This is a genomic window from Rhodococcus sp. BH4, assembly GCF_002079265.1.
GTDB lineage: Bacteria > Actinomycetota > Actinomycetes > Mycobacteriales > Mycobacteriaceae > Rhodococcus_F > Rhodococcus_F qingshengii.
In genome coordinates this window covers 5469546-5491891 of sequence record NZ_CP014941.1, presented here as the reverse complement: position 1 = coordinate 5491891, position 22346 = coordinate 5469546, and the positions used below count along the sequence as shown (strand labels likewise).

General features: G+C 63.1%; 28 protein-coding genes. 16 read left to right on the top strand and 12 right to left on the bottom strand.

Features of this window, described 5'->3' with window-relative positions; all coding sequences use genetic code 11:
- Positions 1–43: 43 nt before the first annotated feature.
- Together A0W34_RS25380 and A0W34_RS25375 are read left to right on the top strand one after the other, a co-directional pair.
- On the top strand, positions 44–388 hold the full coding sequence (locus A0W34_RS25380) for a YciI family protein (RefSeq protein ID WP_007730031.1): 345 nt from the start codon (positions 44–46) through the stop codon (positions 386–388).
- A 6-nt stretch (positions 389–394) separates the two neighbouring features.
- Positions 395–1636 (top strand): RNA polymerase sigma factor, encoded by a 1242-nt coding sequence (locus A0W34_RS25375; RefSeq protein ID WP_081558466.1) that lies wholly within the window; start codon positions 395–397, stop codon positions 1634–1636.
- 7 nt (positions 1637–1643) lie between these two features.
- Here the strand turns inward: A0W34_RS25375 and A0W34_RS25370 are convergent, their stop codons facing one another.
- Positions 1644–2222: a DUF7822 domain-containing protein gene (locus tag A0W34_RS25370; protein WP_081558465.1), complete on the bottom strand. Its 579-nt coding sequence runs from the start codon at positions 2220–2222 to the stop codon at positions 1644–1646.
- A gap of 26 nt (positions 2223–2248) precedes the next feature.
- The gene (locus A0W34_RS25365) at positions 2249–2857 is read right to left on the bottom strand and encodes a TetR/AcrR family transcriptional regulator (RefSeq protein ID WP_030536572.1); all 609 of its coding nucleotides are present in this window, start codon (positions 2855–2857) and stop codon (positions 2249–2251) included.
- Positions 2858–2997: 140 nt separating this feature from the next.
- Between A0W34_RS25365 and A0W34_RS25360 the strand changes: the two genes are divergently transcribed.
- From A0W34_RS25360 to A0W34_RS25350, 3 genes are all read left to right on the top strand, one after another.
- Entirely contained in the window at positions 2998–4143 is a 1146-nt protein-coding gene (locus tag A0W34_RS25360) for an acyl-CoA dehydrogenase family protein (RefSeq protein WP_007730036.1), read from the top strand.
- A gap of 73 nt (positions 4144–4216) precedes the next feature.
- Positions 4217–4978 (top strand): SDR family NAD(P)-dependent oxidoreductase, encoded by a 762-nt coding sequence (locus A0W34_RS25355; RefSeq protein ID WP_003939707.1) that lies wholly within the window; start codon positions 4217–4219, stop codon positions 4976–4978.
- 97 nt (positions 4979–5075) lie between these two features.
- Entirely contained in the window at positions 5076–5723 is a 648-nt protein-coding gene (locus A0W34_RS25350) for a TetR/AcrR family transcriptional regulator (protein ID WP_007730038.1), read from the top strand.
- A gap of 2 nt (positions 5724–5725) precedes the next feature.
- On the opposite strand, the gene A0W34_RS25345 is transcribed toward A0W34_RS25350, so the two are convergent.
- Positions 5726–6187 (bottom strand): SRPBCC family protein, encoded by a 462-nt coding sequence (locus A0W34_RS25345; RefSeq protein WP_003940411.1) that lies wholly within the window; start codon positions 6185–6187, stop codon positions 5726–5728.
- Positions 6188–6276: 89 nt separating this feature from the next.
- On the opposite strand from A0W34_RS25345, the gene A0W34_RS25340 reads away from it, so the two are divergent.
- Entirely contained in the window at positions 6277–6903 is a 627-nt protein-coding gene (locus tag A0W34_RS25340; RefSeq protein WP_030536574.1) for a TetR/AcrR family transcriptional regulator, read from the top strand.
- An 80-nt stretch (positions 6904–6983) separates the two neighbouring features.
- Here A0W34_RS25340 and A0W34_RS25335 read toward each other — a convergent pair whose 3' ends face one another.
- Entirely contained in the window at positions 6984–7562 is a 579-nt protein-coding gene (locus tag A0W34_RS25335) for a TetR/AcrR family transcriptional regulator (protein WP_081558464.1), read from the bottom strand.
- Between the two features lie 82 nt (positions 7563–7644).
- Here A0W34_RS25335 and A0W34_RS25330 point away from each other — a divergent pair, with 82 nt between their 5' ends.
- Complete coding sequence (locus A0W34_RS25330) at positions 7645–8574, top strand: DMT family transporter (protein WP_081558870.1); 930 nt, start codon at positions 7645–7647, stop codon at positions 8572–8574.
- Here the strand turns inward: A0W34_RS25330 and A0W34_RS25325 are convergent.
- From A0W34_RS25325 to A0W34_RS25300, 6 genes are all read right to left on the bottom strand, one after another.
- The gene (locus tag A0W34_RS25325) at positions 8561–9382 is read right to left on the bottom strand and encodes a tyrosine-protein phosphatase (RefSeq protein ID WP_232329922.1); all 822 of its coding nucleotides are present in this window, start codon (positions 9380–9382) and stop codon (positions 8561–8563) included. The two genes, A0W34_RS25330 and A0W34_RS25325, sit on opposite strands and share 14 nt — an antisense overlap.
- Positions 9383–9420: 38 nt before the next feature.
- The gene (locus A0W34_RS25320) at positions 9421–9834 is read right to left on the bottom strand and encodes a phage holin family protein (protein WP_020970904.1); all 414 of its coding nucleotides are present in this window, start codon (positions 9832–9834) and stop codon (positions 9421–9423) included.
- A 27-nt stretch (positions 9835–9861) separates the two neighbouring features.
- Positions 9862–10839 (bottom strand): DUF1214 domain-containing protein, encoded by a 978-nt coding sequence (locus A0W34_RS25315; protein WP_081558462.1) that lies wholly within the window; start codon positions 10837–10839, stop codon positions 9862–9864.
- A 66-nt stretch (positions 10840–10905) separates the two neighbouring features.
- Positions 10906–11214, bottom strand: a complete 309-nt coding sequence (locus tag A0W34_RS25310) for an SHOCT domain-containing protein (RefSeq protein WP_058037616.1) — start codon at positions 11212–11214, stop codon at positions 10906–10908.
- 1 nt (position 11215) lies between these two features.
- Complete coding sequence (locus A0W34_RS25305) at positions 11216–11653, bottom strand: DUF6325 family protein (RefSeq protein WP_058037617.1); 438 nt, start codon at positions 11651–11653, stop codon at positions 11216–11218.
- Positions 11650–12024: a PLDc N-terminal domain-containing protein gene (locus A0W34_RS25300; protein ID WP_007729621.1), complete on the bottom strand. Its 375-nt coding sequence runs from the start codon at positions 12022–12024 to the stop codon at positions 11650–11652. Before A0W34_RS25300 ends, A0W34_RS25305 begins: the two co-directional genes overlap by 4 nt.
- Before the next feature lie 171 nt (positions 12025–12195).
- Between A0W34_RS25300 and A0W34_RS25295 the strand changes: the two genes are divergently transcribed.
- The gene (locus tag A0W34_RS25295; protein ID WP_081558461.1) at positions 12196–13731 is read left to right on the top strand and encodes a helix-turn-helix transcriptional regulator; all 1536 of its coding nucleotides are present in this window, start codon (positions 12196–12198) and stop codon (positions 13729–13731) included.
- On the opposite strand, the gene A0W34_RS25290 is transcribed toward A0W34_RS25295, so the two are convergent.
- The gene (locus tag A0W34_RS25290) at positions 13666–14253 is read right to left on the bottom strand and encodes a TetR/AcrR family transcriptional regulator (protein ID WP_030537226.1); all 588 of its coding nucleotides are present in this window, start codon (positions 14251–14253) and stop codon (positions 13666–13668) included. The two genes, A0W34_RS25295 and A0W34_RS25290, sit on opposite strands and share 66 nt — an antisense overlap.
- A 95-nt stretch (positions 14254–14348) precedes the next feature.
- On the opposite strand from A0W34_RS25290, the gene A0W34_RS25285 reads away from it, so the two are divergent.
- The 4 genes from A0W34_RS25285 to A0W34_RS25270 all read left to right on the top strand — a co-directional run bounded on the left by A0W34_RS25285 (position 14349) and on the right by A0W34_RS25270 (position 19170).
- Positions 14349–16127, top strand: a complete 1779-nt coding sequence (locus A0W34_RS25285) for an ABC transporter ATP-binding protein (protein WP_007729612.1) — start codon at positions 14349–14351, stop codon at positions 16125–16127.
- Between the two features lie 75 nt (positions 16128–16202).
- On the top strand, positions 16203–17414 hold the full coding sequence (locus A0W34_RS25280) for an acyl-CoA dehydrogenase family protein (protein ID WP_003940162.1): 1212 nt from the start codon (positions 16203–16205) through the stop codon (positions 17412–17414).
- A complete protein-coding gene (locus tag A0W34_RS25275) occupies positions 17411–18436 on the top strand; it encodes a phosphotransferase family protein (RefSeq protein ID WP_007729609.1) in 1026 nt (341 codons plus the stop codon). The genes A0W34_RS25280 and A0W34_RS25275 overlap by 4 nt, the downstream gene beginning before the upstream one ends.
- Complete coding sequence (locus tag A0W34_RS25270) at positions 18433–19170, top strand: SDR family NAD(P)-dependent oxidoreductase (protein WP_030537223.1); 738 nt, start codon at positions 18433–18435, stop codon at positions 19168–19170. Before A0W34_RS25275 ends, A0W34_RS25270 begins: the two co-directional genes overlap by 4 nt.
- Before the next feature lie 4 nt (positions 19171–19174).
- Here A0W34_RS25270 and A0W34_RS25265 read toward each other — a convergent pair whose 3' ends face one another.
- Positions 19175–19720: a hypothetical protein gene (locus A0W34_RS25265; protein WP_007729604.1), complete on the bottom strand. Its 546-nt coding sequence runs from the start codon at positions 19718–19720 to the stop codon at positions 19175–19177.
- A 144-nt stretch (positions 19721–19864) separates the two neighbouring features.
- On the opposite strand from A0W34_RS25265, the gene A0W34_RS25260 reads away from it, so the two are divergent.
- From A0W34_RS25260 to A0W34_RS25245, 4 genes are read left to right on the top strand one after another with little or no spacing between them, the layout of a single operon-like run.
- On the top strand, positions 19865–20365 hold the full coding sequence (locus tag A0W34_RS25260; protein ID WP_003940613.1) for a methylated-DNA--[protein]-cysteine S-methyltransferase: 501 nt from the start codon (positions 19865–19867) through the stop codon (positions 20363–20365).
- A complete protein-coding gene (locus A0W34_RS25255) occupies positions 20352–20906 on the top strand; it encodes an RNA polymerase sigma factor (protein WP_080961251.1) in 555 nt (184 codons plus the stop codon). Before A0W34_RS25260 ends, A0W34_RS25255 begins: the two co-directional genes overlap by 14 nt.
- Positions 20903–21502 (top strand): methylated-DNA--[protein]-cysteine S-methyltransferase, encoded by a 600-nt coding sequence (locus A0W34_RS25250; RefSeq protein WP_007729599.1) that lies wholly within the window; start codon positions 20903–20905, stop codon positions 21500–21502. The genes A0W34_RS25255 and A0W34_RS25250 overlap by 4 nt, the downstream gene beginning before the upstream one ends.
- The gene (locus A0W34_RS25245) at positions 21499–22344 is read left to right on the top strand and encodes a DNA-3-methyladenine glycosylase family protein (RefSeq protein ID WP_063315743.1); all 846 of its coding nucleotides are present in this window, start codon (positions 21499–21501) and stop codon (positions 22342–22344) included. The genes A0W34_RS25250 and A0W34_RS25245 overlap by 4 nt, the downstream gene beginning before the upstream one ends.
- Positions 22345–22346 lie beyond the last annotated feature (2 nt).

Genomic DNA, 22346 nt, shown 5'->3' with positions numbered 1-22346 from the left:
GGCAGGAAAGCCGCAAGAAAAACAACAGACCAAGGAGTCAGTCATGAAGTACATGTTGCTCATCTACACCGCACCCGGCGGAGACACCGAACCCCAGTGCACGTTCGAGGACTGGCAGCAATACGACAAGGAAATGAAGGATGCCGGCATCTGGGTGTCCGGCGATGCCCTCGCCGATCTGACGACTACGACGACGGTTCGGGTCTCGCAGTCCGGAGAAAAGACCGTCACTGACGGACCCTTCGCTGAAACCCGTGAGATCCTCGGCGGCTACGACGTCATCGACGTCCCTGATCTGGATGCGGCGCTGGCCTGGGCCGCGCGGTGCCCCGGCGCGCGCGACGGCGGCAGCGTCGAGGTGCGTCCACTGGCCGGGTTCGGGGACTGATTCGCCGTGGACGAGCAGGCCGAGAACTCCATCGAGTCAGTGTTCCGGGAGGAACGCGGACGACTCTTGGCCTCGCTCGTCCGCCGCTTCGGTGATCTGGATCTGGCCGAGGAAGTCACCTCCGAAGCCGTCGAGGCCGCGTTGGTGCACTGGCCCGTGGACGGAGTGCCGGCCAAACCCGGCGCCTGGCTGCTGACCACGGCGCGTCGTAAAGCCGTCGACAGGCTTCGTCGTGATCAGGCCTACGCGGCGCGCTTGGCGGTGATGCAGGTGGACGCCGATCGTGCCGACCCGGCGCCGCCCACGGTCGACGGAGAACTTCCCGACGAGCGGTTGCAGCTGTTCTTCACCTGCTCGCACCCAGCGCTGGCCGAGGACGACCGAATCGCACTCACCTTGCGTTGCCTCGGCGGGTTGACGACGCCCGAAGTCGCTCGGGCCTTCCTCGTTCCTTCGGCGACGATGGCGCAGCGGATCGTGCGCGCGAAGAAGAAAATCCGTCAGGCTCGGATTCCCTTCCGCACTCCCAGCGCCGAAGAACTCCCGGAACGTTTGCCCGGTGTTCTGCAGGTGATCTACTCGGTGTTCACCGAGGGGTACGCAGCGAGTTCGGGTCCGGATCTGCAACGCGTCGACCTGGCGGTGGAGGCGATCAGGCTGGCGAGGATCTTGCGCGCATTGCTTCCCGATGAGCGCGAGATCGCCGGGTTGCTTGCATTGATGCTTCTCGTCCACGCGCGTCGGGATGCCCGTACCGACGCCGCCGGCGGGATCGTGCTCCTCGAAGACCAGGATCGCGGGTGTTGGGACCAGCCGATGATCGAGGAAGGAAGCGACCTCGTCGTGGTCGCGTTGACCGGGGGAGCGCCGGGGCCGTACGGGGTGCAGGCCGCCATCGCCGCATTGCACGACGAGTCCGCAGATGTGGAGAGCACCGACTGGCCACAGATCTGCGCTCTCTACGGAGTGCTCCTCACGCTGACTCCGTCGCCGGTCGTGGCCGTCAATCGGGCAGTAGCGTTGGCGATGCGCGACGGCGAGGAAGTCGGGCTGACTGCGCTGGAGGAACTGGCAGCGGAGCCCAAACTTGCCGACTACCATCCGTATCACCTTGCACGAGCCGAACTACTTGCTCGGTTGGGGCGCACCGACGCAGCGGCATCCGCGTACCGACAAGCTCTGAAACTCGTTGGTACGGAACCGGAGCGGGCCTACCTGGAGCGTCGGTTGGGTGAGATCTCGGACTGATCGGCTCCTATCGCGGGACGTCGAGATCGAAGTACAGGGTCTCGGACCAGTAACCGAGGCCGAGCTCGCGTAGCGGTTCCTCGACGCTCTCCTGAGTCGGCGTGAACAGTCGCTCCCAGAAGCTTGGCTTGACGGGTGCGAGCGTGGCCAGCGCCGCCTCCATCTCGGCGTCGATGTCCGCCAGACCGGTAATCAGGGCCGTGCCCTGTTCGGCGAACGGTTCGTCGTCCATGTCGAAGATCTCGCCGCACTCGAGGACGAAGTAGTGGTCGGGTTCGGTGTGGCTGTGCAGGAAACGCAGCGCATCGCCGGCCATCGTGCCGAGTTCGGGGTGATCGATGCGGCCGAGGAAGTCTTCGAGCCGGGCGATACCAGGACCACAGGGCGCGGTGACCGCGATCAGGTCGGGGGTGTCGTCCCAGATGATCGACTGGCGGGGGAGCGGATTCACGGACACAAGGATCCGGGGGACCAGCGGTATCGCGTACGACCACTCCGAGATTCCTTTGAGTCCACGGGTGCGAGCGGCAGCCGGATTCTCATGCGGGGCAACAGGGGTCGAGTAGAGATAGGTGCGGTTGGCCACTGGCCGAGTCCTTTCTGCGGTCGGCGTCACCTGATTCGGGCGGCGCCCACCATCCTCAATGCCAGGTCTCCGTACAGTTTTCCGATGTCTTCCGGATTCGTGTAGTTGCCGGCCGGGAACCAGCGGCACACGTCGACGCACAGGGACATCAAGGCGAGGGTGACGCCTTCGGCATCGGGGATCGTGAAGTCGCCCGACTGGACGCCGGCGTCGACAACCTCCCGGACCACCCGCGTCGTGCTGCGGCGAAGCGCGACGACGGTTCGGTAGTGCTCTGGTGTGAGGGCGGTGAGTTCGTACTGGACAACGCGAGCGAGTGAATGGTGCCCGGCCTGCCAACTGGCGAAGGTGCTGATCAGTTCCTGCAAACGAACGGACGGTTCTTCACCAGGTCGGTCGGCGCCCTCGACCACCTTCAACGCTTCGGTGTGGCCTTCGAAGCTGATCGCGAAAAGCAGTTCTTCTTTCGAGCGGTAGTGCGGGTACATGGCGGCGGGACTCATGTCGAGTCGCGCGGCGATGTCACGGGTGGTGGTGCCGCCGTAGCCGGCAGAGGCAAAAGCGTCCACGGCTGCCGCGCGGATACGGGCCGCAGCTTTGGAGGGGCTGATCACCACGTCAGGTGAATCGCTCACGGTTTCCTCCAGGTGTGACGGATTTCGATGTTGACAATATCCCGCTCTCGATTCACTATAAGCAGGTGCTTAGATTCTAAGCGAATGCTTAGGAACATCGTTACGTGTGGCTTTGCCACGCCGAAAGGAAGCAACTCGTCATGCGTCGCACTCTGTACGGACCCGATCACGAGGCATTTCGCGAATCTGCTCGCGAATTCGTCAACCGGAACATCCTTCCGGTCGCAGAGAAGCTGATCGACCAGCGCTTCATCGATCGTGAAATCTGGCTCGAAGCGGGACGCAACGGCTTCCTCGGACTCGAGGTTCCGGAGGCGTACGGCGGAAGCGAAGCCGGCGACTACCGCTTCAATGCGGTTCTGGCCGAAGAGCTCTCGCGCGCCAGTGCAGCTGTTGCCTCGAGCTTCGGCATTCACGCCGACGTCGTTGCTCCCTACCTCGTTCAGCTCACCACCGAAGAGCAGAAGCAGCGTTGGCTGCCCAAGTTCTGCACCGGTGAGATGCTGACGGCCATCGGCATGACCGAGCCTTCCGGTGGATCCGACCTCGCCTCGCTCAAGACCACTGCGGTCAAGGACGGCGACGACTGGATCATCAACGGCTCCAAGACCTTCATCACCAACGGCTACAACGCCGACCTCGTGATCGTGGCGGCTCGGACCAGTCCCGAGAAGAAGTCCAAGGGCATCACCCTCTTTGCCGTCGAGACCGGCATGGAAGGCTTCGAGCGCGGACGCAAGCTCGACAAGGTCGGCCAGCACGAGTCCGATACCGCCGAACTGTTCTTCGAGAACGTTCGCGTGCCGTCCACCAACATCATCGGTGAGATCGACCGCGGCTTCATCCACATGATGGAAATGCTGCCGCAGGAGCGCGTCGGCGCTGCGGTGTCCAACATCGCGCACGCCGCTCCGATCCTCGAAGAGACGCTGCAATATGCCAAGGACCGCAAGGCTTTCGGTCAGCCGATCGGCTCGCTGCAGTGGAACAAATTCCTTCTCGCGGATCTCGTCACCCGCATCGAGGTCACCCAGGCCTACGTCGACAACTGCGTCGCGGCACACGCTGCCGGCGAGCTGACCGCCATCGACGCCGCCAAGGCTAAGTGGTGGACCGCGCAGGTACAGAACGAGGTCCTCGATCACTGCGTTCAGTTGCACGGTGGCTACGGCTTCATGACCGAGTACCGCGCCGCTCGCGCGTGGATGGACGCCCGCGTCACCAAGATCTGGGCCGGATCCAACGAGATCATGAAGGAACTCATCGGCCGCGATCTCGGCCTGTAGTTTCGCAACTGCAGTCGATACGTCACTGCAACCGCCACTTCCCGAACCCGACGACACAGGAGCATCACCGCGCATGTCTGTTCTCGACAAGTTCTCTCTGACCGATCGAGTGGTCATCGTGACCGGTGCGTCGTCGGGCCTCGGGGTGGCGTTCGCGAAAGCCGCAGCAGAGGCCGGCGCGGACGTCGTCCTCGCTGCTCGCCGCGTCGACAAGCTCGAAGACACGGCCAAGCTCGTGCGTGACGCAGGCCGCGAAGCATTGTGCGTGGCCACCGACATCGTCGATCCGGCTCAGGCTCAGAACATGGTCGACGCCGCGATGGAGAAGTTCGGCCGCGTGGACGTGCTGGTCAACAACGCCGGCGTCGGAACTGCCGTTCCGGCGACCCGCGAGACCCCGGACCAGTTCCGCGCCGTCATCGACATCAACCTCAATGGGTCCTACTGGGCAGCGCAGGCCTGCGGCCGCGTCATGCTCCCAGGCAGCTCCATCGTCAACATCTCGAGCATTCTCGGATTGACAACCGCCGGACTCCCGCAGGCCGCCTATGCGGCGAGCAAGGCAGGCGTCGTCGGATTGACCCGCGACCTCGCACAGCAGTGGGGAACGCGCAAGGGCATTCGCGTCAACGCGATCGCGCCCGGCTTCTTCAAGTCGGAAATGACAGACCAATACAACGACGGTTACTTGGACGCGATGGCTCCGCGCCTGATCCTCGGCCGCATGGGCGATCCGGAAGAGCTCGCGGCCACCATGGTGTGGCTCGCGTCCGAGGCCGGCGGATACGTCACCGGTCAGACCATCGCCGTCGACGGAGGAATCACCATCACCTGACGCCGATGCCGAGATGTCGCCGGCTTTGCCGTATAAGTAGCTGGTGACCTCTCGCGCCGAACCTCAGGAGAACTGGGAAGACCGTCCGCCACCATCCATGGCTGCGACGGAGCTTCTGCGTGACCTGCCGGTGACTGCCCGCGGCGTCCGGACCAGGGCTTCTCTGGTCGCAGCGGCTCGAACGGTGTTCGAGCGCGCAGGGTATCTCGACGCCCGTCTCACGGACATCACCAAGGAAGCGAACTGCTCCACCGGCACGTTCTACACCTACTTCGACAACAAAGAGCAGATCTTCGCCGCAGTTCTCGACGTCGCGCAGGAAGACATGCTGCACCCCGGCATGGGACGGGTCCGCGACGTCGACAATCCGTATGCGGTCCTCGAATCGAGCAACCGTGCCTACCTGACGGCTTTTCGCCGCAACGCCAAACTGATGGGTCTGCTCGAGCAGGTATCGCACATCGATCCGGCCTTCGCGAAACTGCGTCGGGACAGAGCCGAGACCTTCATTTCTCGTAATGCCCGAGCCATCGAACGCTTGCAAGCAGCTGGCAAGGCAGACGCCTCGTTGGACCCGCTGTTGGCTTCCCGAGCACTGTCGGCGATGGTGAGCCGTCTTGCCTACAGTTCATTCGTCTCCGAGGAACCTGGCGCCGACGGCAACCCCGTCCCGTTCGAGGACGTCGTCAAGACGGCTACTCAGGTGTGGGCCAACGCGCTGGGACTCGAAGGCGACCGCGGGTAGTTTCAGCCTTCGCCGCGGGCCGCGAACTGCTCCTCGAGGCTGTGGCGCAGTGTTTCCTCGCTGTTCTTGACAGCGTTTTCGACGAACGGTCCGATCAATCGGCCGAGTGCCTTGCCGGCAATGCCGCCGGGCAGTTTGTAGGCGAAGTCGACGGAAAGCTCGGTCTTGGAATCGTCGATCGCAGCGAACTCCCACGTGGACGAGTTGGATACACCGCCGAGCGAGGACAGCTTGATGATCCGATTCTTCTCCCACTCGGTGACCTCGAGTTTGGAGCGCAACGTGCTCGGCCCGATCTGCATGGCCGCGTCGAACGTGGCGCCGAGTCCCTGATCGAACTCTCCGAACGGGGTGAACTCGGAAACACCGAACATCCACGTCGGGACATTGCGGTAGTTGTCGATGTAGTCGAAGGCGACATCAACCGGCACGGCAGCAACCGCGGTGTGGCGAACATGGATCATGACTGGTCCCTGTCTTTCGGTGAACACCGACTCTAACCAATGGCTCCGACGTGTTCGGCGGCGGCGCAAGAGCGATCTACGGTATCGGTATGACGAACGAGCTTCCGGTACGCGGGTCCTGGCGCGATTACGAAGACCTGGGACTACCGAAACCGCTCGCTGCGGCGTTGGAGGCGTTCGTCGAGCAGGGCTATCACGGGACTTCGATCCGTGACGTCGCGTCGCGGTCCGGGCTGTCGGTGCCGGGGCTCTACCACCACTACCCGTCCAAGCAGGCTCTGCTGATCGGTCTGGCGACCGTTGTGATGACGGAGTTGTTGGAGCGAAGCCGCGCCGCCGAACTCGATGCCGGGGACGATCCCTCCGATCGCTTCGACGCGGTGATCGAATCTCTGTTGCGGTTCCACATGTTTCGGCGCGAGCAGTCGTTCGTCGCCTCCTCCGAGATCCGCAGCATGGAGCCCGACAGCCGGGCTGGTTACATCGCCCAGCGCGACGAACAGCAGAAGCAGGTGGACCGGATCGTCCTCGACGGCGTCGCTTCGGGAGTGTTCGAGGCCGACCATCCCGAGGACGCCAGCAGAGCCGTGGTGACGATGTGCGTCGCCGTCGCGGTCTGGTACCGACCGGACGGTGAGTTGTCTCCGGACGAGTTGGTGGAGAGGTATTTGGAGATAGCGAGGCGCATGGTGGGGGCGAAGCGGGTGGGGGAGTGACTGTGGGGGCGAAGCGGGTGGGGGAGTGACTGTGGGGGCGAAGCGGGTGGGGGAGTGATCTGTTGACGCAACTGCGCGAATCAGTCTGAATTTTTGAGCAATTCGAGCGCTGCGTTCCGGCCGGCGCCGAAGGGGTCGGTGCCGATACCGATCCCGTCTGCGACAAGGGCACCTTCGTGAAGCAGCATGATTGCCTCGACGAGACGTTCGTCGGCTAGTCCGTCCGTCGCCAGAATGCGCCGAAAGACGTCCAACATTTCCTGCTTCTGTTCGGCGATGACAGCGAACACCGGATGTGAGTGATCGCTGAACTCGGCGTGCGCGTTGATCATGCTGCACCCCTTGCCTCCGCTCGCCTTGGACCAGGAGGCGGAAGCGTCGAATACCGCACTCAACTGTTCGGCGCGGCTAGCTCCGGCTGATGCGAGCTTCTCGTCGCGGAAGATTCGCCACCGCCAATCTCGAGCCCTCAGGTATTCAACGACGAGACCGTCTTTCGAGCCGAACCGTTCGTACAAAGTCTTCTTCGTGACCCCGGCGTCCAGTGCGACGGTATCCACGCCTACGGCATGAATCCCCTTTTCGTAGAACAGCTTCGACGCAGACTCCAGAATGCGACGCGCTTTCGGAGTCAATTCGGGTGTGGATTCCTCTGCCATGGACAAAAGTATACCGATCTGTATAGTCGGGCTCATGAGTAAACAGATCGGTATACCTCGGATCGTGACCTCGAGATCTGCCGTGACGGCTACCTTGTCGGTCCTGTTCGTCGCGTGCTGGAGTTCGGGTTTCATCGGAGCCAAACTCGGGGCCGGCAGTGCCGGGGTCCCCACGCTGCTGATGTGGCGTTTTCTCCCGCTCGCGGTGGTACTGCTCCCGATTGTCTGGTTCTCCGCCCGGCGCCAGAACACGATGCCGACACCACGGGCTCTCGGCAGGCAGGTGGTGATCGGGATGCTCTCTCAGAGCGGCTACCTGTTGTCTGTGTACTGGGCAGTCGATCTCAGTGTGAACACCGGAACCACCGCACTGATCGACGGTATTCAGCCGCTGGTCGCGGCGGCTCTGCTCGGTCCGGTCCTCGGGGTCGCAGTCCCGCGTATGCAGTGGATCGGGCTGGCGATCGGACTGGGCGGCGTCGCGATGGTCACGGCAGCCGATGCCGGGGCCGGTACATCTGCTCCGTGGTGGGCATACGCGATCCCGTTCCTGGGGATGCTCAGCCTGGTTGCATCCACCTTCGTCCAACAACGCGCTCACACGTCCACGCCACCTCTGCAGGCTCTGGCCATCCGCTGCTCTACCAGCGCAATAGTTTTCACGACACTGGCGGTGGCCTCAGGTGTCGCCGTACCACCAAGCGTCAACACATTCTGGATCGCATTGCTCTGGTTAGTCGTGCTGTCCACGTTCGGTGGTTACGGGCTGTACTGGTTACTGCTCCGTCGCATCGGCATCACGTCCGTCAACACCTTGATGTTCTTGATCGCCCCCGTCACCGCGGTCTGGGGCGCGTTGATGTTCGGAGAATCGTTCACTGCGTTCACCGCGCTCGGCTTGGCGGTGGGGATCCTCGCCGTCGTCGTGGTCACCCGGGCGGACAATCACCAGAAAAAGCGGGGAGAGGGCGAAAATGCCTGTTCGGTAAGGGCTCCGATCACTTCGCGCTGATGACTCCCGACCTGGATGTGAACCGCTCGCGGAGCGCGGTGAGTTGCTCTGCGGTGAGCTTCAGTCCGTTGATTGCGTAGTCCTCGACGGTGCCGAAGTGCGTGCGCATTTCGTCGAGAGTTGCGTCGAAATAGCTGTCACGGACTCCGAGGAGGGGTCGTAGCACTTCTGCGTCAACCCCTTTGCTCGCGGCGAAGTCGAGGATCGGTTCTGTCATGGGAGCCAGATCGGTGTTCGTCTCCAGGTAGTCGGCGCGTACATCGGCTTCGTCGGCCCCGAGGAGGAGTAGGAAAGAGGTCGCGGCCCACCCGGTTCGATCCTTGCCGGTGGTGCAGTGGAAAAGTGCTGCCCCGGTGCGTTTTTCGTCGATAAGGTCGAGGTAGAACGTGCGATAGGCGTCGAGAGCGGACGGCAGGCTGACGAAGTTGCGGTTGGCTTCCTCCATCTGTGCGATCCCACGTCCGTCGCTGATGGTCTCGGCGTATGCGACCGGGTCCGTCATGAGTAGTCCAGTGGCCGCGGCGTTTTGGGCATTGTCGGCAAGTACGTCGAGCCAGACTGTGCGCGTCGAGTCAGGGAGATTGTCGAGTGCGCCGTCGCGCTCGGCGGCGGTCCTCAGGTCGTATACCGTCCGCACGTCCAAGTCGGCGACCGCGGCAAGGTCGTAGCCGTCGAGTTTCGCCAGAGTCGCCGAACGATAGAGCGCGCCCGCGCGGACGGTGCCGTCCGCAACAGGAATGCCACCGAGTTCCCGGAAGTTCGGAGCGGTCTTCAGGAGAACGCGGCGATCGAGCGGGTGAGTTGGCATGGCTGACTCCTTGTGGGTTCCGTTTCCGAACTGATCATTCATGCCTTCTGCACACTGCGCACGAGCTTTTCGGCATTGCGTCTCTTTATCCACTTGTCGATGACGAGAGCCATGAAGATCCACCCTCCCAATGCCGTGATCACCCACACGATGATCGGGGCGAGGATCCAGGACCCGACGCCGCTGATCTCGATACCGTCGGGGACCAGGGTCGCAACCCAGAGCGCGAGCAGTGTGGCGACCAAGCCGACACCACCCGCGAGCGGAGCTGCGTAGTGCAGTGCCACGCTGAGCACGAATGGGCCGAGAATCATGTGTGCGAGGGTGAATACACCGATAGCGGCCAAGAAGCCGTTCACGCTCAGGCTGACCCCGGGAAGAGCAAAATGCACGACGATCAGCGCTATCGCGCCGAGAACACATTGCGAAATGAGCTGAAATAACAGACGCATGGCTTGTACCTCCGTGATCAGGTCGAGTCACCCGAGAGTGGTGTGTGCGTGGGGAATGCTTTGCTGCAGGGCTTCGGGACGAGGCGCCGTCCAGGTGCCGTCGAGCACGGAGGGACGGGGGCGGTACAGGCGCAGTACGTAGTTCCAACCGGGCATGATGGGCAGTGCGTTCGCGACGCCGTCGAGATGGACCCCGAAGCGAATGGTGGTGCTGCCGTCGGAGTCTGGGGTGGCCGTGAGGCTGTTGATGCTGTTGACGCCCAGAGCGTTCTCTTCGAAGTATCCGGCCGCGTTGTACAGCGAGACCGACCAGAACGCATCCACGGGAACATCGTTCAGGCGGAGACGGTATTCCCCGACCGGGAGACGTTCGTCGAAGTTGACGTAGGTGGCCTCGTACTCGGGAAGGCCACCCCAGCCGGATGCGGTACCGAGCAGGTGCCTGATCGGATCGACTTCCGCAGCGGTACCGAATGAATGGTCGTACGTGGTGATGCCACGCGCGAGTGCGAGGAGTGCGTCGCGGGTCTCGGTCTGCGATTGCTCGTCGTAGTCGGGCAACGGGAACTCTCCCGTTCCGCCGCCGTCGATGTTGAGGGCGTCTTGCAACCGGTTCACCTCGGCGACGTCTTCGGGGCTGTTCGGATCGACGAGGATGCGCACGATCAGTGCGGCGTAGTCGGTTCCGACCAATTCGCGCGTGAGCAGGTGCTCTCCCGGATCGCGCAGGATGACGGGACCGAAGTGATCTTGACTGACCACCCACACGGAGATGTAGCGCTTGCCGGTATCGGGCACCGTGATCGTGACGTTCTCGCGCACGTCGATGATCGCGCTGCTGTACAGAGTGTCGCGGTTCTGGCGGATGATCGGCTGGTTGTCGAGTGACCCGAGATCACGAGTGTGGTTCCACGTGCCCAGGCCGACGCCCGCGGCCAGGCGAGCGAACATGAGATCGGATTCTGCCCGATTGAAGTTCAGGACGTTGACGGCGATCGTGGACATAGCGGGTTCCATTCGGTGTCGGGTACGGAAGCGGGCGCGGGAATCCCTCGCCACTGTCGGGGTGAATCAGCCGAGCAGTCGCGCTTTGGCGGCTTGGAACTCGGCCTCACTCAGCAGGCCTTGTGATTTGAGGTCGCCGAGTTTCTGCAACTCGGCGACGAGATCGACCGGGGCCGCGGGTGCGGGTGTGGGCATCGGGAGTGCGGCATGCTGCTGGGCGAATTCGTACTGCGCCTGCTCGTAGTCGGTCTGAGCTCTCCTTTGCCGGCGGGTGGCCATACCGTCGCTGACGGCGGTCGCAGTACCGGTGACGACCGCGGTGCGGGCGGCGAGGCCCAGTAGTCCGGGGCGGCCTCGTCTCGGGATGTACGGCATGTCAGACCTCCAATTTCGGGATGATCGTGTCCATGAGGGCATTGACGACGGGTGCGGGTATCCGCTCGTAACCCAGTAGCACCGCGCCTGACGCAGCGGTGCGGGCGGCGAGTTCGCGCTGATAGACCAGCTCGAGCGCGACCAGCAGCGCTGTGGCACCGGTGGGAATGGCTGCCGCGAGTTCGGTGATGTCCTCATGCCCGAGCAGACCGGACGCGCCGAGCATCTCGACGTTGATCTCGAAGCCGTTCGGCAACTCCTCGACCTCGACGAGGACGAGTTCACCGTCCTCGGACTTGGAGATGACGATCAGGTCGAGTAGTCGTACCAGGCCGGTGTCGGTGAGGTCGGTCAGCGCGGAGAGTGCGGCCGGGTCGAGGCTCTGTCCAGGCAGGCCGAGAAGGTAGAAGTCGACGGGGCCGAAACGCGCGGCACTCACGAGAGGACCTTCAGCTTGAGTGCGGCGAACTCGTCCTCGCTGATCGCTCCGGCTTCGAGCAGTGCTGCGGCTGCGGCGATCTCCTCGCTGGGGCTCTTCCCCGCGACCTCGCGGATATACGATTCGGCGGCCTTCTCGGCGTCGCGTGCGGCCTTGTTGCTGCGTTCCGTCATCCCTTCGCCGCGGGCGACGAGATAGACGAGGGCGGTCAGGATCGGTAGGAAGAGCAGGAAGAACACCCAAACGGCCTTCAACCAGCCGTTCAGCTTGTGGTCGCGGAACAGGTCGGCGATGATCGCGAACAGCGCGAAGAGATATCCGATGAAGACGGTCGCCCACAGCATCCAGCCGAGGCTTTCCCAGAAGCTCATGTGTCTTATCCGTTTCGTGTAAGGCCTGTGCACACGGTATTCCGCTGACTCACGCATTTCGGTTGATTCCGGCAATTCTCACCGGTATCGGCGGGCTTCGATCGCGGCCTAATCCGAAGCGGATGAGACCGGATTTCCACGGACATCGAACGTCTCGAGTATCTTCGACACATGATCGAAGCCGTGCGTGACGCACTCGCCTCTGGTGAGGCGGAGCAGGCTCGACGAGTCCTGCGGAAAAACTGGCTTCGTTTGATTCTCGAATCTCACACCAGGGAACTCGAGCAGCTCTGCCTTGCTCATCCCGATCCCCACGATCCGCACATCCTGCTGATACGAGCGTGCTGCCGCGATCTCAGCGGTGATCCGTACGGCGCTGAGTTTCTCCGCGGGCAGGGTCTGCGGGTGGCGTCCGACGATTTTGTCGTCTGCTTCACCGACCTGCTGCTCGCTCCGGACACCTCGACCAAGGCCGTCATCGCCGATCGCGCGCGTCACGCGCTCGCCCAGTGCGAGCCCGAGGACGATTACCCGTCCGCGCTTTTCCTCCTCGGATGGACCGAGGTCAGGCTTCGTCGTGACCTTCCTCGTGCCATCGCGCTACTTCGCTCCGCCGGCGACGAGGCGCAGTTGCAGTCGCGTACGGAGACGTTGCGTCTCGCACAATCCAATTTGGCTTTCGCGCTCACCCACGCAGGGATATTCACCGAAGCCGAACAGATCCTCGACGGCCTTCCTGCTCGAGAGGTGGCGTCCGACTGGGAACGCTTCGAAGGCGGTCTCCCACAGTCGAATCGAGGGTGCATCGCCTACTGGCGTGGTGACTTCGAGGAGGCGATCGCTCAGTTCGACTCGATCATCGAGGAGGGCAGTCCCGGAACCAACTTCGAGGCGCTCGCCCGTCTGTACCTGGTGATGAGCCTGATCGCACTGAACCGGGAAGACCGGTACCACAACGCCGCTCGTCTGCTGCGAGGCGTGAGCACTGCGGACAAGCACGGCATTCCTTGGGATACGCTGCGGCGCGTCACCACGGCCTGGCTCGCCCACGCTCAAGGACAGGACGAGCAAGCTCGCCGCATCGCAATGCCCACGCTGACCAGAACAGGTGCTGCGGTCGCTCACGCGCTTCTCGCGGAGCTCTACCGAGTCATGGGGGATCCGGAACCGTCGGCTCAAGCGCTTCGCTTGGCAACCTCGGCCGCGCTGCCGCGATATGCGCTGGTGAGCACCCTTGTCACGTCTGCCGCCCTGAGCTCCGTCGCCGGGCGTGGACCGCAGGCGCACGAGCAGTTGGATCGTGCGCTGGCGGAAGCAATCCCCGAGCGGATTCTCGCCCCATTTCTGAGCGGCGATCCGGTAATCGTCGATCTGTTGAACGCGCACGCAACACAGGGGTCGAGACACCAGGAGCTCCTACGCACGATTCTGGAAAAACGGGGCCAGCTCTCTGCCAAGCTCGCCGGAGTCCTGACGGAACGTGAGAAAGAGATCCTCACTTTTCTGCGAACTACGATGACTGCAGACGAGATCGCTGCGCACCTCGGCATCGCCTATCCCACTGTGAAGACTCACATTCGCTCGATCTACCGCAAACTAGGTGTGACCAAACGGCGTGCCGCTGTTCAAGCAGCCGACAACCTAGACCGCCGGATCGGGGGCGATTCCGCGGCGGAGGCTGCGAACCGTCAGATCCAAGGCTTGTAGTCGCGTCCCGGAACCGCGGTTCACGTAGTCCATCGACGTGTAGAGCAGTGACCACAGCAGGTTCTGCACCCAGTCCGAACCCATGTCGGGGTCGATGGAACCGTCGGAGTGTCCGCGCTCGATGGCATCGGTGACTGAGTCGTCGTTCGACGCGGACTCGGCAAACGAATCTTCTTGATACACACCGGGAGTGAAGAACAGGACCGTCAAGAGGTCGGCCAGTTCGAAGTATTCATGGCACAGGCGAACCAGTGCTTCGGCTCCGGTACCCTCGCCGAGTCGAGCTGCTGCTGCTGCCTCTCCGACGGCGCGGGTGGCCTCGGCCGCGACTGCGTCGACCAGGTCTGACCGTTCGGGAAAGTAGCGGTGCAAAGTGGTCCGGCCGACCTTTGCGGCCGAAGCGATCTCGCTGAGGGTCGCAGCAGGCTTGGATGCGAACACCGAAACGGCAGCATCGAGGATGGCCTTCCGTGTGCGCTCGCGGGTCGCGCTTTGTTCTGGTGCGCTGTGGATCGTTGTCACGAATCCGAAGCGTAGCCGTGTCCGGTTTCGGTATCCAGTGTTTCCGAATCGGAATTTCTCTTGCCCTTTATGGAACATTCGTGTTCCATAAATTCATGCTTGAATCCGACGCTTCTCAGCCCGCACCGAAATGGAGCAATCTCCGCGTCCTCTCGGAGTTCGCTCGACCGCATCTGCCGTCGCTCCTTCTCGGATTGGTACTGGCGCTGTGCGGCTCCGCGGCGACGCTGGCAACGCCCATGGTCACCAAGTGGGTTCTCGACACCCTCGATACCGGTGCGTCGCTGAAAGGACCTATCCTCACGCTCGTCGTCCTTCTGATCGTCGGTGCCGTGCTCGGTTGTGCTCAGTGGATCGTTCTCGGAACCGCCGCCGAGAAGGTTGTCTTCGACGCCAGGTCGTCGCTGGTGAAGCGATTCCTGGCGGCGACCGTACCTTCGCTGCAATCGCGATCCGTGGGTGAATTGGTCACCCGGGTCACGTCTGACACCTTGCTGCTGCGGGAGGCTGCGTCGTCGGCCGCGGTGAATATTCTGAACGCAGCCGCGTTGACCATCGGAACGATTGTACTGATGGGCGTACTGGATCTGCCGTTGTTGGGCGTCACCATGGTGGCAATCGTGTTCGCCTCCATACTCTTTGCCGTTCTGATGCCTCGGATTTCCGCAGCCGAAGCGCGAACCCAGGAATCGCTCGGTCAGCTCGGCGGCGTACTCGAGGGTGGCTTGCGTGCGATCCGGACGGTCAAGGTTTCCCTCGCCGAGGATCGCGTCGGCGCTCTGGTGACGAACAATGCGTCCGATGCGAAAAAGCATGCGATCACGGCAGTTCGAGTGTCGGCAACCGCGTGGACTGTCGCGTGGACCGCCATTCAAGGATCGATCATTGCCATCCTCGGCTTTGGTGCCTGGCGAGTCGCCGACGGCGAAATGGCAGTCTCGACGCTCATCGCGTTTCTGCTCTACGCCTTCACCCTGATGGGGCCGGTGTCGGAGCTTGCGCAGAACGTGACCTCCGTTCAGTCGGGAATCGCGGCAGCTATCCGGATTCGCGAGATGCAGTCGTTGCCCACCGAGCAGTACGACGAGGTCGTGGACGTGGTCGCGAAAACCAACGCTGCCGCGCCGCTGATCGAGTTGCGCGACGTCACCGTGAGCTACCACGGATCGAACCAGCCGGCGTTGCGCGATGTCTCGCTGGTCATTCCGACGCGTGGGCACATGGCCATCGTCGGCCCGTCGGGTGCAGGAAAGACGACCTTGCTCTCGACCGTGCTGCGATTTGTCGAACCGCGATCGGGTGAGGTTCTCCTGCATGGAGTCGGTTACGACGCGCTCGATCACCGCGCTGTGCGCGAGAGTCTCGCATACGTGGAGCAGGAGACACCGGTGGTGCCCGGAACGATTCGGGAGAACGTCGTCTTCAGCCATCCCGATGCGACGGACGAAGAAGTCCAGGCCGTTCTGCGCTTGCTCCGGCTCGACGACGCGATCGAGGCCCTGCCCAACGGACTCGACACCGCTCTGACGGCCACTTCGCTGTCGGGCGGCCAACGTCAGCGGATCGCGATGGCGCGCGCAGTTCTGCGGCCGAGTGCTTTGCTTCTGCTCGACGAAGCCACTGCCCAGGTCGACACGCTCACCGAAGCCGCGATTGTCGACGCGATCAACGAACGTGCGCGCACCGGGGCCGTGGTGACTATCGCTCACCGGCTCTCGACGGTGCGTGACGCCGACTGGATCGTGGTCATGGAAGACGGTCGGATCCGCAACATCGGCAACCATGACGAGCTCATGGACAAGGACGATCTGTACCGCGACATGGTGGTTGCCGGCCGGCTCGATCAGGGCGAGGCAATGCTCGAGGATTGTTGACCCGACGCGTCGGCGTGTGCGAGAGTGCTGATACCGAGCGATCGCTCGGTCGGGATGTTCTTTCGGAGGTGGCTGGTGGCAATCGATCTGACGTACGCGCCCGAGGTGGTGGCGCTGATCGAGAAGACGCGCGACTTCACGCGCAACGTAGTGCTCCCCATCGAAGACGAACACGCCGGTGACATCGCTGTAGCGGGTGGCGATGCAATCCGCATCGAGATGCAGTCGGCAGCAAAAGAAGCCGGTGTCTTCGCCCCGCATGCGCCGATCGAGTACGGCGGACACGGACTCAACATGAGTGATCGCGCGCCGGTCTTCGAGGAAGCCGGCTACTCCCTCTTCGGGCCGACGGCGCTCAACATCGCGGCGCCGGACGAGGGCAACGTTCACATGCTGGCCCACGTGGCGAACGAAGCACAGAAGCAGCAGTTCCTCGCGCCGCTCGCAAGCGGGGACATGCGGTCGGCATTCGCCATGACCGAACCCGCGCCCGGAGCGGGATCCGATCCCTCGGCTTTGAACACCCGCGCCGAAAAAGTCCCCGGTGGCTGGAAGATCAACGGTAAGAAATGGTTCATCACCGGCGCCGACGGCGCCGGGTTCTTCATCATCATGGCGCGCACGTCCGGCGAGCCCGGGCAGCGCGGCGGAGCGACCATGTTCTTGGCGCCGACGGACACTCCCGGCCTGGTAGTGGGTCGACACATCGACACCCTCGACAAGGCCATGATCGGTGGGCACTGCGAGGTCACGTTCGAGGATCTCTTCGTACCCGACGAGGCCGTTCTCGGTGAGGTCGATCAAGGTTTCGCCTACGCGCAGGTTCGCCTCGGTCCCGCCCGCATGACGCACGTGATGCGCTGGCTCGGTGCAGCGCGCCGCGGCCACGACGTCGCCGTGGCCAGAGTTGCCGAACGAGAAGGCTTCGGCTCGAAACTCGGTGATCTCGGAATGATCCAGAAGATGGTCGCCGACAACGAGATCGACATCGCAGCCAGCCGTGCACTTCTGGTGCAGGCCTGCTTCGAACTCGATCAGGGCGGGCACGCGAGCAACGCGACGTCCATCGCCAAGACCTACGCTGCCGAGGCGATCTTCCGGATCGTAGACCGCTCCATTCAGATGTGTGGCGGAATGGGCGTGTCCGGCGATCTGCCGCTGGCACGCTTGTCCCGCGAAGTGCGTCCCTTCCGCGTCTACGACGGCCCGTCCGAGGTTCATCGCTGGGCAATTGCGAAACGTGTTGTCGGAGCTGCGAAGCGCGCTGCTCGGGAGGAGTCGAAGTGACGGACTTTCCAGGACTCGATCTCGCGGCGCTCCACAAGTATCTGCAAGCCGCTGGCGTCGAGGTGAGCGGAGAGTTGCGAGCCGAACTGATTTCAGGCGGCAAATCCAATCTCACCTACGGAATCTTCGACGACAACTCGAAGTGGATTCTCCGTCGTCCACCCACGGCCGGCCTCACGCCGTCGGCGCACGATGTTGCGCGCGAGTTCCGAATCACCTCGGCGTTGCAGAACACCGCCGTGCCGGTCGCGCCGACCGTCGTGCTGTGCGAGGACGCCTCGGTGATGGGTGCGTCGTTCACGGTGGTCGAGTTCGTCACCGGTCAAGTGATCCGAACCAAAACCGAGTTGGAAGCTGTTCCGGCAGCGCAGGTCACGCAGTGCACCGACGAGTTGGTGCGTGTTCTCGCTGCACTGCACGACGTCGACTACACCGCAGTGGGTCTCGGCGAACTCGGCAGACCCGACGGTTACGTAGCCCGCCAGGTGAAGTTGTGGGCCGGTCAATGGTCACGCGTCAAGACCGAGGACTCGGCCGACGTGGACAGGTTGGCGTCGAGCCTCGCGGAATTGATTCCGGCGGAATCAGCCTCGTCGATCGTGCACGGCGACTACCGGATCGACAACACGATTCTCGCGGCGAACGACGTCACCAAGGTTGCCGCAGTGGTGGACTGGGAACTGTCGACGCTGGGAGATCCGCTGGCGGACATCGCGATGATGTGCGTCTATCGGCATCCCGCGCTGGATCTGGTTCTGGGTGAGCCTGCTGCGTGGACGAGCCCGTCGCTACCGTCCGTTGTCGATCTGGCGCAACGGTATTCGTCCGTTTCGGGTCGTGAACTGGCGCATTGGAACTTCTACATGGCGCTCGGGTTCTTCAAACTCGCCGTCGTGGCGCAGGGCATCGATCACCGATTCCGAGCAGGAGCCACCGTCGGCGGGGGATTCGACAAGGCTGGATCTTCTGTGCCGGAACTGATCTCGGCCGGACTCAACGCACTGCAAGGGAAATTCGAATGACTCGATCAGCACTGGTCACCGGCGCCTCCAAGGGAATCGGGCTCGGCATCGCAACACGCTTGGCTTCGCAAGGGTACGGGCTGACCATCACGGCGCGTGATACCGAGCGGCTCGCCGTTGTCGCCGAAGAACTTACCCGCGCCGGATCGCCGGACGTCGTCGTCTCGGCCGGCGACATGGCGGACGAGAACTTCGCCGCAGCACTCGTCGCCACACACAATGAGCGATTCGGCTCCATGAGGGCTCTCGTCCTCAACGCCGGAGTGGGAACCAGTGGGCGAGTGGCGGATTACCCGATGCGACGTTTCGACAAGACCGTTGCCGTCAATCTCCGAACACCGTTTGCACTACTGCAAGCGTCGCTGCCGCTCCTGCGTACAGCGGCGGACGCGGACCTTGCCGGCGGAGCGAAGGTGATCGCTCTCGCCTCGATGGCCGGTGTGTATGCCGAGAGCGGCCTGGCCGTCTACGGAGCCACCAAAGCTGCGCTGATTTCGATGGTCGAGGCACTCAACGCCGAGGAATCCGGAAACGGCGTCAGTGCGACGGCCATCGCTCCCGGTTACGTCGACACCGACATGTCGGCATGGACACACGATCGGATCACACCGGACACCATGATCAAGGTCGACGACATCGTGGAGTTGGTGGACGGTCTGCTCAAGCTCTCGTCTCGAGCGGTCGTTCCGAAGGTCGTCATGGCGCGGGCCGGGACCAACGGCTACTCCGCCTGAAATTTCAATCCAGCTTGGCTTCGCCCCGCTTGCGAAAGAAGTGAAAGCCAGGCACCCCGACGATCGCCTGCCGCAGGTCCTTGACCACTCCGAGGAGTTCGTGGATCTCGGGCGAGACGGAGTCCAAGGTTCCGAGGATGGGCAACACCGCGGCCACCCGGTCGGTGAGCTCCGGTAGTTGGTCGATCAGCTTGATCGCGGCGCTGACCTCTGCCTCGGAAAGGTCGTCGGCGAACCTGGCGGCCAGCGGCGCGAGCTGTAGGGCGATGGGCTCGTAGATCTCGAGGAGTTGACCCGCGATGTCCGACGTCTGCTCGACGGCCTCGACCAGTGTCTCAGCGCGAACGGTCACGGCGGCAGCTCCGATGACGACGCGGTCGGCGTTGTCGGCGATCTGGTTGATGCGCGCCACCAACCTCTCGACCGAGAAGAGGAGCGCCTCGAGTCGAGTGGGCAGGGTGACCGCAAAAGCGACCGTGGACAGGGACCAGTGCACCACGTCGCCGACGGAGCGGACGACGGTGGAGCTGCCGGGCAAAACTAGAGCCATCCCTCGATACTGCCTGATGTGACGTCAAAGTACAGGTAAATCTCACATTCACGAGGCCCGCGGCGTCTTCGAGGTGTCGGTGCCGGCGCGGACAATCAATTCACCCGCTGCCTGCCGCACCGCGCAACCTGGAAGGATCGAGACATGACGGCTATCCGTACGCACACTGTGATCGACTCGCCGATCGGAGCGTTGACGCTGGTAGCAGCAGGTGACGACCTCTGCGGGCTGTACATGGCGGAGCATCGCCACAAGCCGGACGAGTCCACGTTCGGTGATCGTTCCTCGGCGGTCTTCGGTGAAGTCGAATCGCAGCTCACCGAGTACTTCGAGGGTGATCGCACGGAGTTCTCCGTGCCGCTGGCGCCCGTGGGTACCGAGTTCCAGAAGCGGGTGTGGGACACCTTGCGAACGATCCCGTACGGCGAAACCTGGACCTACATGGAGCTCGCGCAAACTTTGGGTAACCCGCTTGCGATCCGTGCCGCCGCCGCGGCAAACGGCAAGAATCCGATCAGCATCATCGTTCCCTGTCATCGCGTGGTCGGTAGCGACGGAAGTCTGACCGGTTTCGCCGGCGGCCTCGAACGTAAGCGGTTCCTGCTCGACCGCGAGCACGGCGGCGAATCGGATGTCCTCTTCTGATGCGCTCGGCTCACAATTCGGTGATCGGGAACGTCTACCGGTCGTGACACTCAAACCGTTCGAAGACGTCGTGACCGAATACGGTGCAGTGGTCCTCCGTGTCTGCCGCGCGGTGGTCGGGCCCGTCGACGCCGAGGACGCGTGGTCCGAGACGTTCATCGCGGCGATGCGGGCATACCCGGATCTGAACCCGGACGCGAACATCGAAGCCTGGCTGGTCACCATCGCGCACCGCAAGGCGATCGACATCACCCGAGTGCGTGCCCGCGTGGCCGTGCCGACAGACGACGTTCCGGAATTGCCGACGCGAATCGGCGTGCCGGGCACGTGGGATCACGAACTCTGGGACGCACTCGAACAACTACCACTCAAACAACGTGCGGCGGTCGCCTATCACTTTCTGGGTGGGCTGCCGTACGCAGAGATCGCGGACATCCTCGGCAACACGCCGGCAGCCGCCAGACGCGCGGGTGCCGACGGTATCGCCACCCTACGAAGAACCTACTTGTCCGCTACCGCTGCGGAAGGGAGTCACTCATGAGTAACGATGTGTTCGAGGCACTTCCAGCCGTTGACGCCGACGCCATGATCCGCCTACGGGCGCGCCTGGCTGCGCAGGCGTCCGAAGCCGAATTGATCGACGTGGCATATCGAACCGTCGATTCGCCGGTCGGAAAGCTGCTGCTGGCGGCAACTGATGTCGGCCTGGTGCGGGTTGCCTTTGCCGTCGAAGGGCACGACCTCGTTCTGGAACGATTGGCGGACACCGTCAGCCCTCGTGTGCTTCATTACCCGCGCAGGCTGGACACTGTCGCTCGCGAGTTGGACGAGTACTTTGCCGGTGCGCGTCGAGAATTCGATCTGCGCTTGGATTTCCAACTCGCGAAAGGGTTTCGACGCGAAGTGTTGCGTCATCTTCCCGAGATCGAATACGGCCACACTGCAAGCTATTCGGTGGTCGCAGCAGCGTCGGGAAGCCCGCGTGCGGTGCGTGCCGTCGGGACCGCATGCGCAAAGAACCCGCTGCCGTTGGTGGTCCCGTGTCACCGGGTGGTGCGCAGCGACGGCAGCCTCGGGCAGTACGCGGGTGGCCCCGAACTGAAAGCGATTCTGCTGGATCTGGAAGCCGGCCGGTGAGCGCAGTGACGCTGCGCTTTCAGGCGCCCTATGCAGTCGAACCGCTCACCGGTGCCCTGCGGGCTCACTGCGTCGCAGGCCTCGAGCGTCACGACGACGGTGTTCACACCAGAGTCGTACCGTTGCCTTCCGGACCCGTTGTCGTGTCGGTGTCGTGGACCGACGACGGTGTCGTCGTGGATTCCGATGTGCCGGTAACGGATTCCGCAGTTCTGGAGGTGATCGTGCGCCGTTGGCTCGACCTCGACGCCGATCACACTGCTGTCGAAGCGGCGTTCGGTAGTGATGAGTTGTTGGCCCCACTTGTTGCCGCCCGTCCAGGATTGCGTGTGCTCGGTTCGGTGGACGGGTTCGAGACCGCAGTGCTCACCGTTCTGGGACAACAGGTTTCGCTCGGCGCGGCGAGGACGTTCGGTGGTCGTTTTGTCAGCGCATTCGGAGCGCCGGTGCAAGGGGATTTTCTTGCCTTCCCTGATCCGGACATGGTTGCAGCGCAATCAACCGAGGGCATACAGAAAGCCGTCGGATTGACCACAGCGCGCGCAGGAACAGTGCACACGCTGGCAACTGCGGCAGCGAACGGCCTCGATCTCTCCTGGAATGCGGATCCTGTCCAATTTCGTCGAGAGCTGTTGGCGCTAAAGGGAATCGGACCGTGGACCGCTGACTATCTCACCGTCCGGATTCTCGGTGATCGCGACGCCTTCGTACCCGATGATCTGGTGTTGAAACGTGCGCTGGGGGTCTCGACGGCCAAAGAAGCCACAGCGTTGTCCGAGCGCTGGCGACCCTGGCGAGCCTACGCGCTCTTTCATCTGTGGACCAAGGAAGCGTTTCTGTAGTC

Bases quoted from the DNA above. Each gene is read 5' to 3' on its own strand.
- A0W34_RS25380 (WP_007730031.1), top strand. From the start codon at position 44: ATGAAGTACATGTTGCTCATCTACACCGCACCCGGCGGAGACACCGAA.
- A0W34_RS25360 (WP_007730036.1), top strand. From the start codon at position 2,998: ATGCGTCGCACTCTGTACGGACCCGATCACGAGGCATTTCGCGAATCT.
- A0W34_RS25355 (WP_003939707.1), top strand. From the start codon at position 4,217: ATGTCTGTTCTCGACAAGTTCTCTCTGACCGATCGAGTGGTCATCGTG.
- A0W34_RS25350 (WP_007730038.1), top strand. From the start codon at position 5,076: ATGGCTGCGACGGAGCTTCTGCGTGACCTGCCGGTGACTGCCCGCGGC.
- A0W34_RS25345 (WP_003940411.1), bottom strand. From the start codon at position 6,187: ATGATCCATGTTCGCCACACCGCGGTTGCTGCCGTGCCGGTTGATGTC.
- A0W34_RS25340 (WP_030536574.1), top strand. From the start codon at position 6,277: ATGACGAACGAGCTTCCGGTACGCGGGTCCTGGCGCGATTACGAAGAC.
- A0W34_RS25335 (WP_081558464.1), bottom strand. From the start codon at position 7,562: ATGGCAGAGGAATCCACACCCGAATTGACTCCGAAAGCGCGTCGCATT.
- A0W34_RS25325 (WP_232329922.1), bottom strand. From the start codon at position 9,382: ATGCCAACTCACCCGCTCGATCGCCGCGTTCTCCTGAAGACCGCTCCG.
- A0W34_RS25320 (WP_020970904.1), bottom strand. From the start codon at position 9,834: ATGCGTCTGTTATTTCAGCTCATTTCGCAATGTGTTCTCGGCGCGATA.
- A0W34_RS25315 (WP_081558462.1), bottom strand. From the start codon at position 10,839: ATGTCCACGATCGCCGTCAACGTCCTGAACTTCAATCGGGCAGAATCC.
- A0W34_RS25310 (WP_058037616.1), bottom strand. From the start codon at position 11,214: ATGCCGTACATCCCGAGACGAGGCCGCCCCGGACTACTGGGCCTCGCC.
- A0W34_RS25300 (WP_007729621.1), bottom strand. From the start codon at position 12,024: ATGAGCTTCTGGGAAAGCCTCGGCTGGATGCTGTGGGCGACCGTCTTC.
- A0W34_RS25295 (WP_081558461.1), top strand. From the start codon at position 12,196: ATGATCGAAGCCGTGCGTGACGCACTCGCCTCTGGTGAGGCGGAGCAG.
- A0W34_RS25285 (WP_007729612.1), top strand. From the start codon at position 14,349: ATGCTTGAATCCGACGCTTCTCAGCCCGCACCGAAATGGAGCAATCTC.
- A0W34_RS25270 (WP_030537223.1), top strand. From the start codon at position 18,433: ATGACTCGATCAGCACTGGTCACCGGCGCCTCCAAGGGAATCGGGCTC.
- A0W34_RS25265 (WP_007729604.1), bottom strand. From the start codon at position 19,720: ATGGCTCTAGTTTTGCCCGGCAGCTCCACCGTCGTCCGCTCCGTCGGC.
- A0W34_RS25260 (WP_003940613.1), top strand. From the start codon at position 19,865: ATGACGGCTATCCGTACGCACACTGTGATCGACTCGCCGATCGGAGCG.
- A0W34_RS25255 (WP_080961251.1), top strand. From the start codon at position 20,352: ATGTCCTCTTCTGATGCGCTCGGCTCACAATTCGGTGATCGGGAACGT.
- A0W34_RS25250 (WP_007729599.1), top strand. From the start codon at position 20,903: ATGAGTAACGATGTGTTCGAGGCACTTCCAGCCGTTGACGCCGACGCC.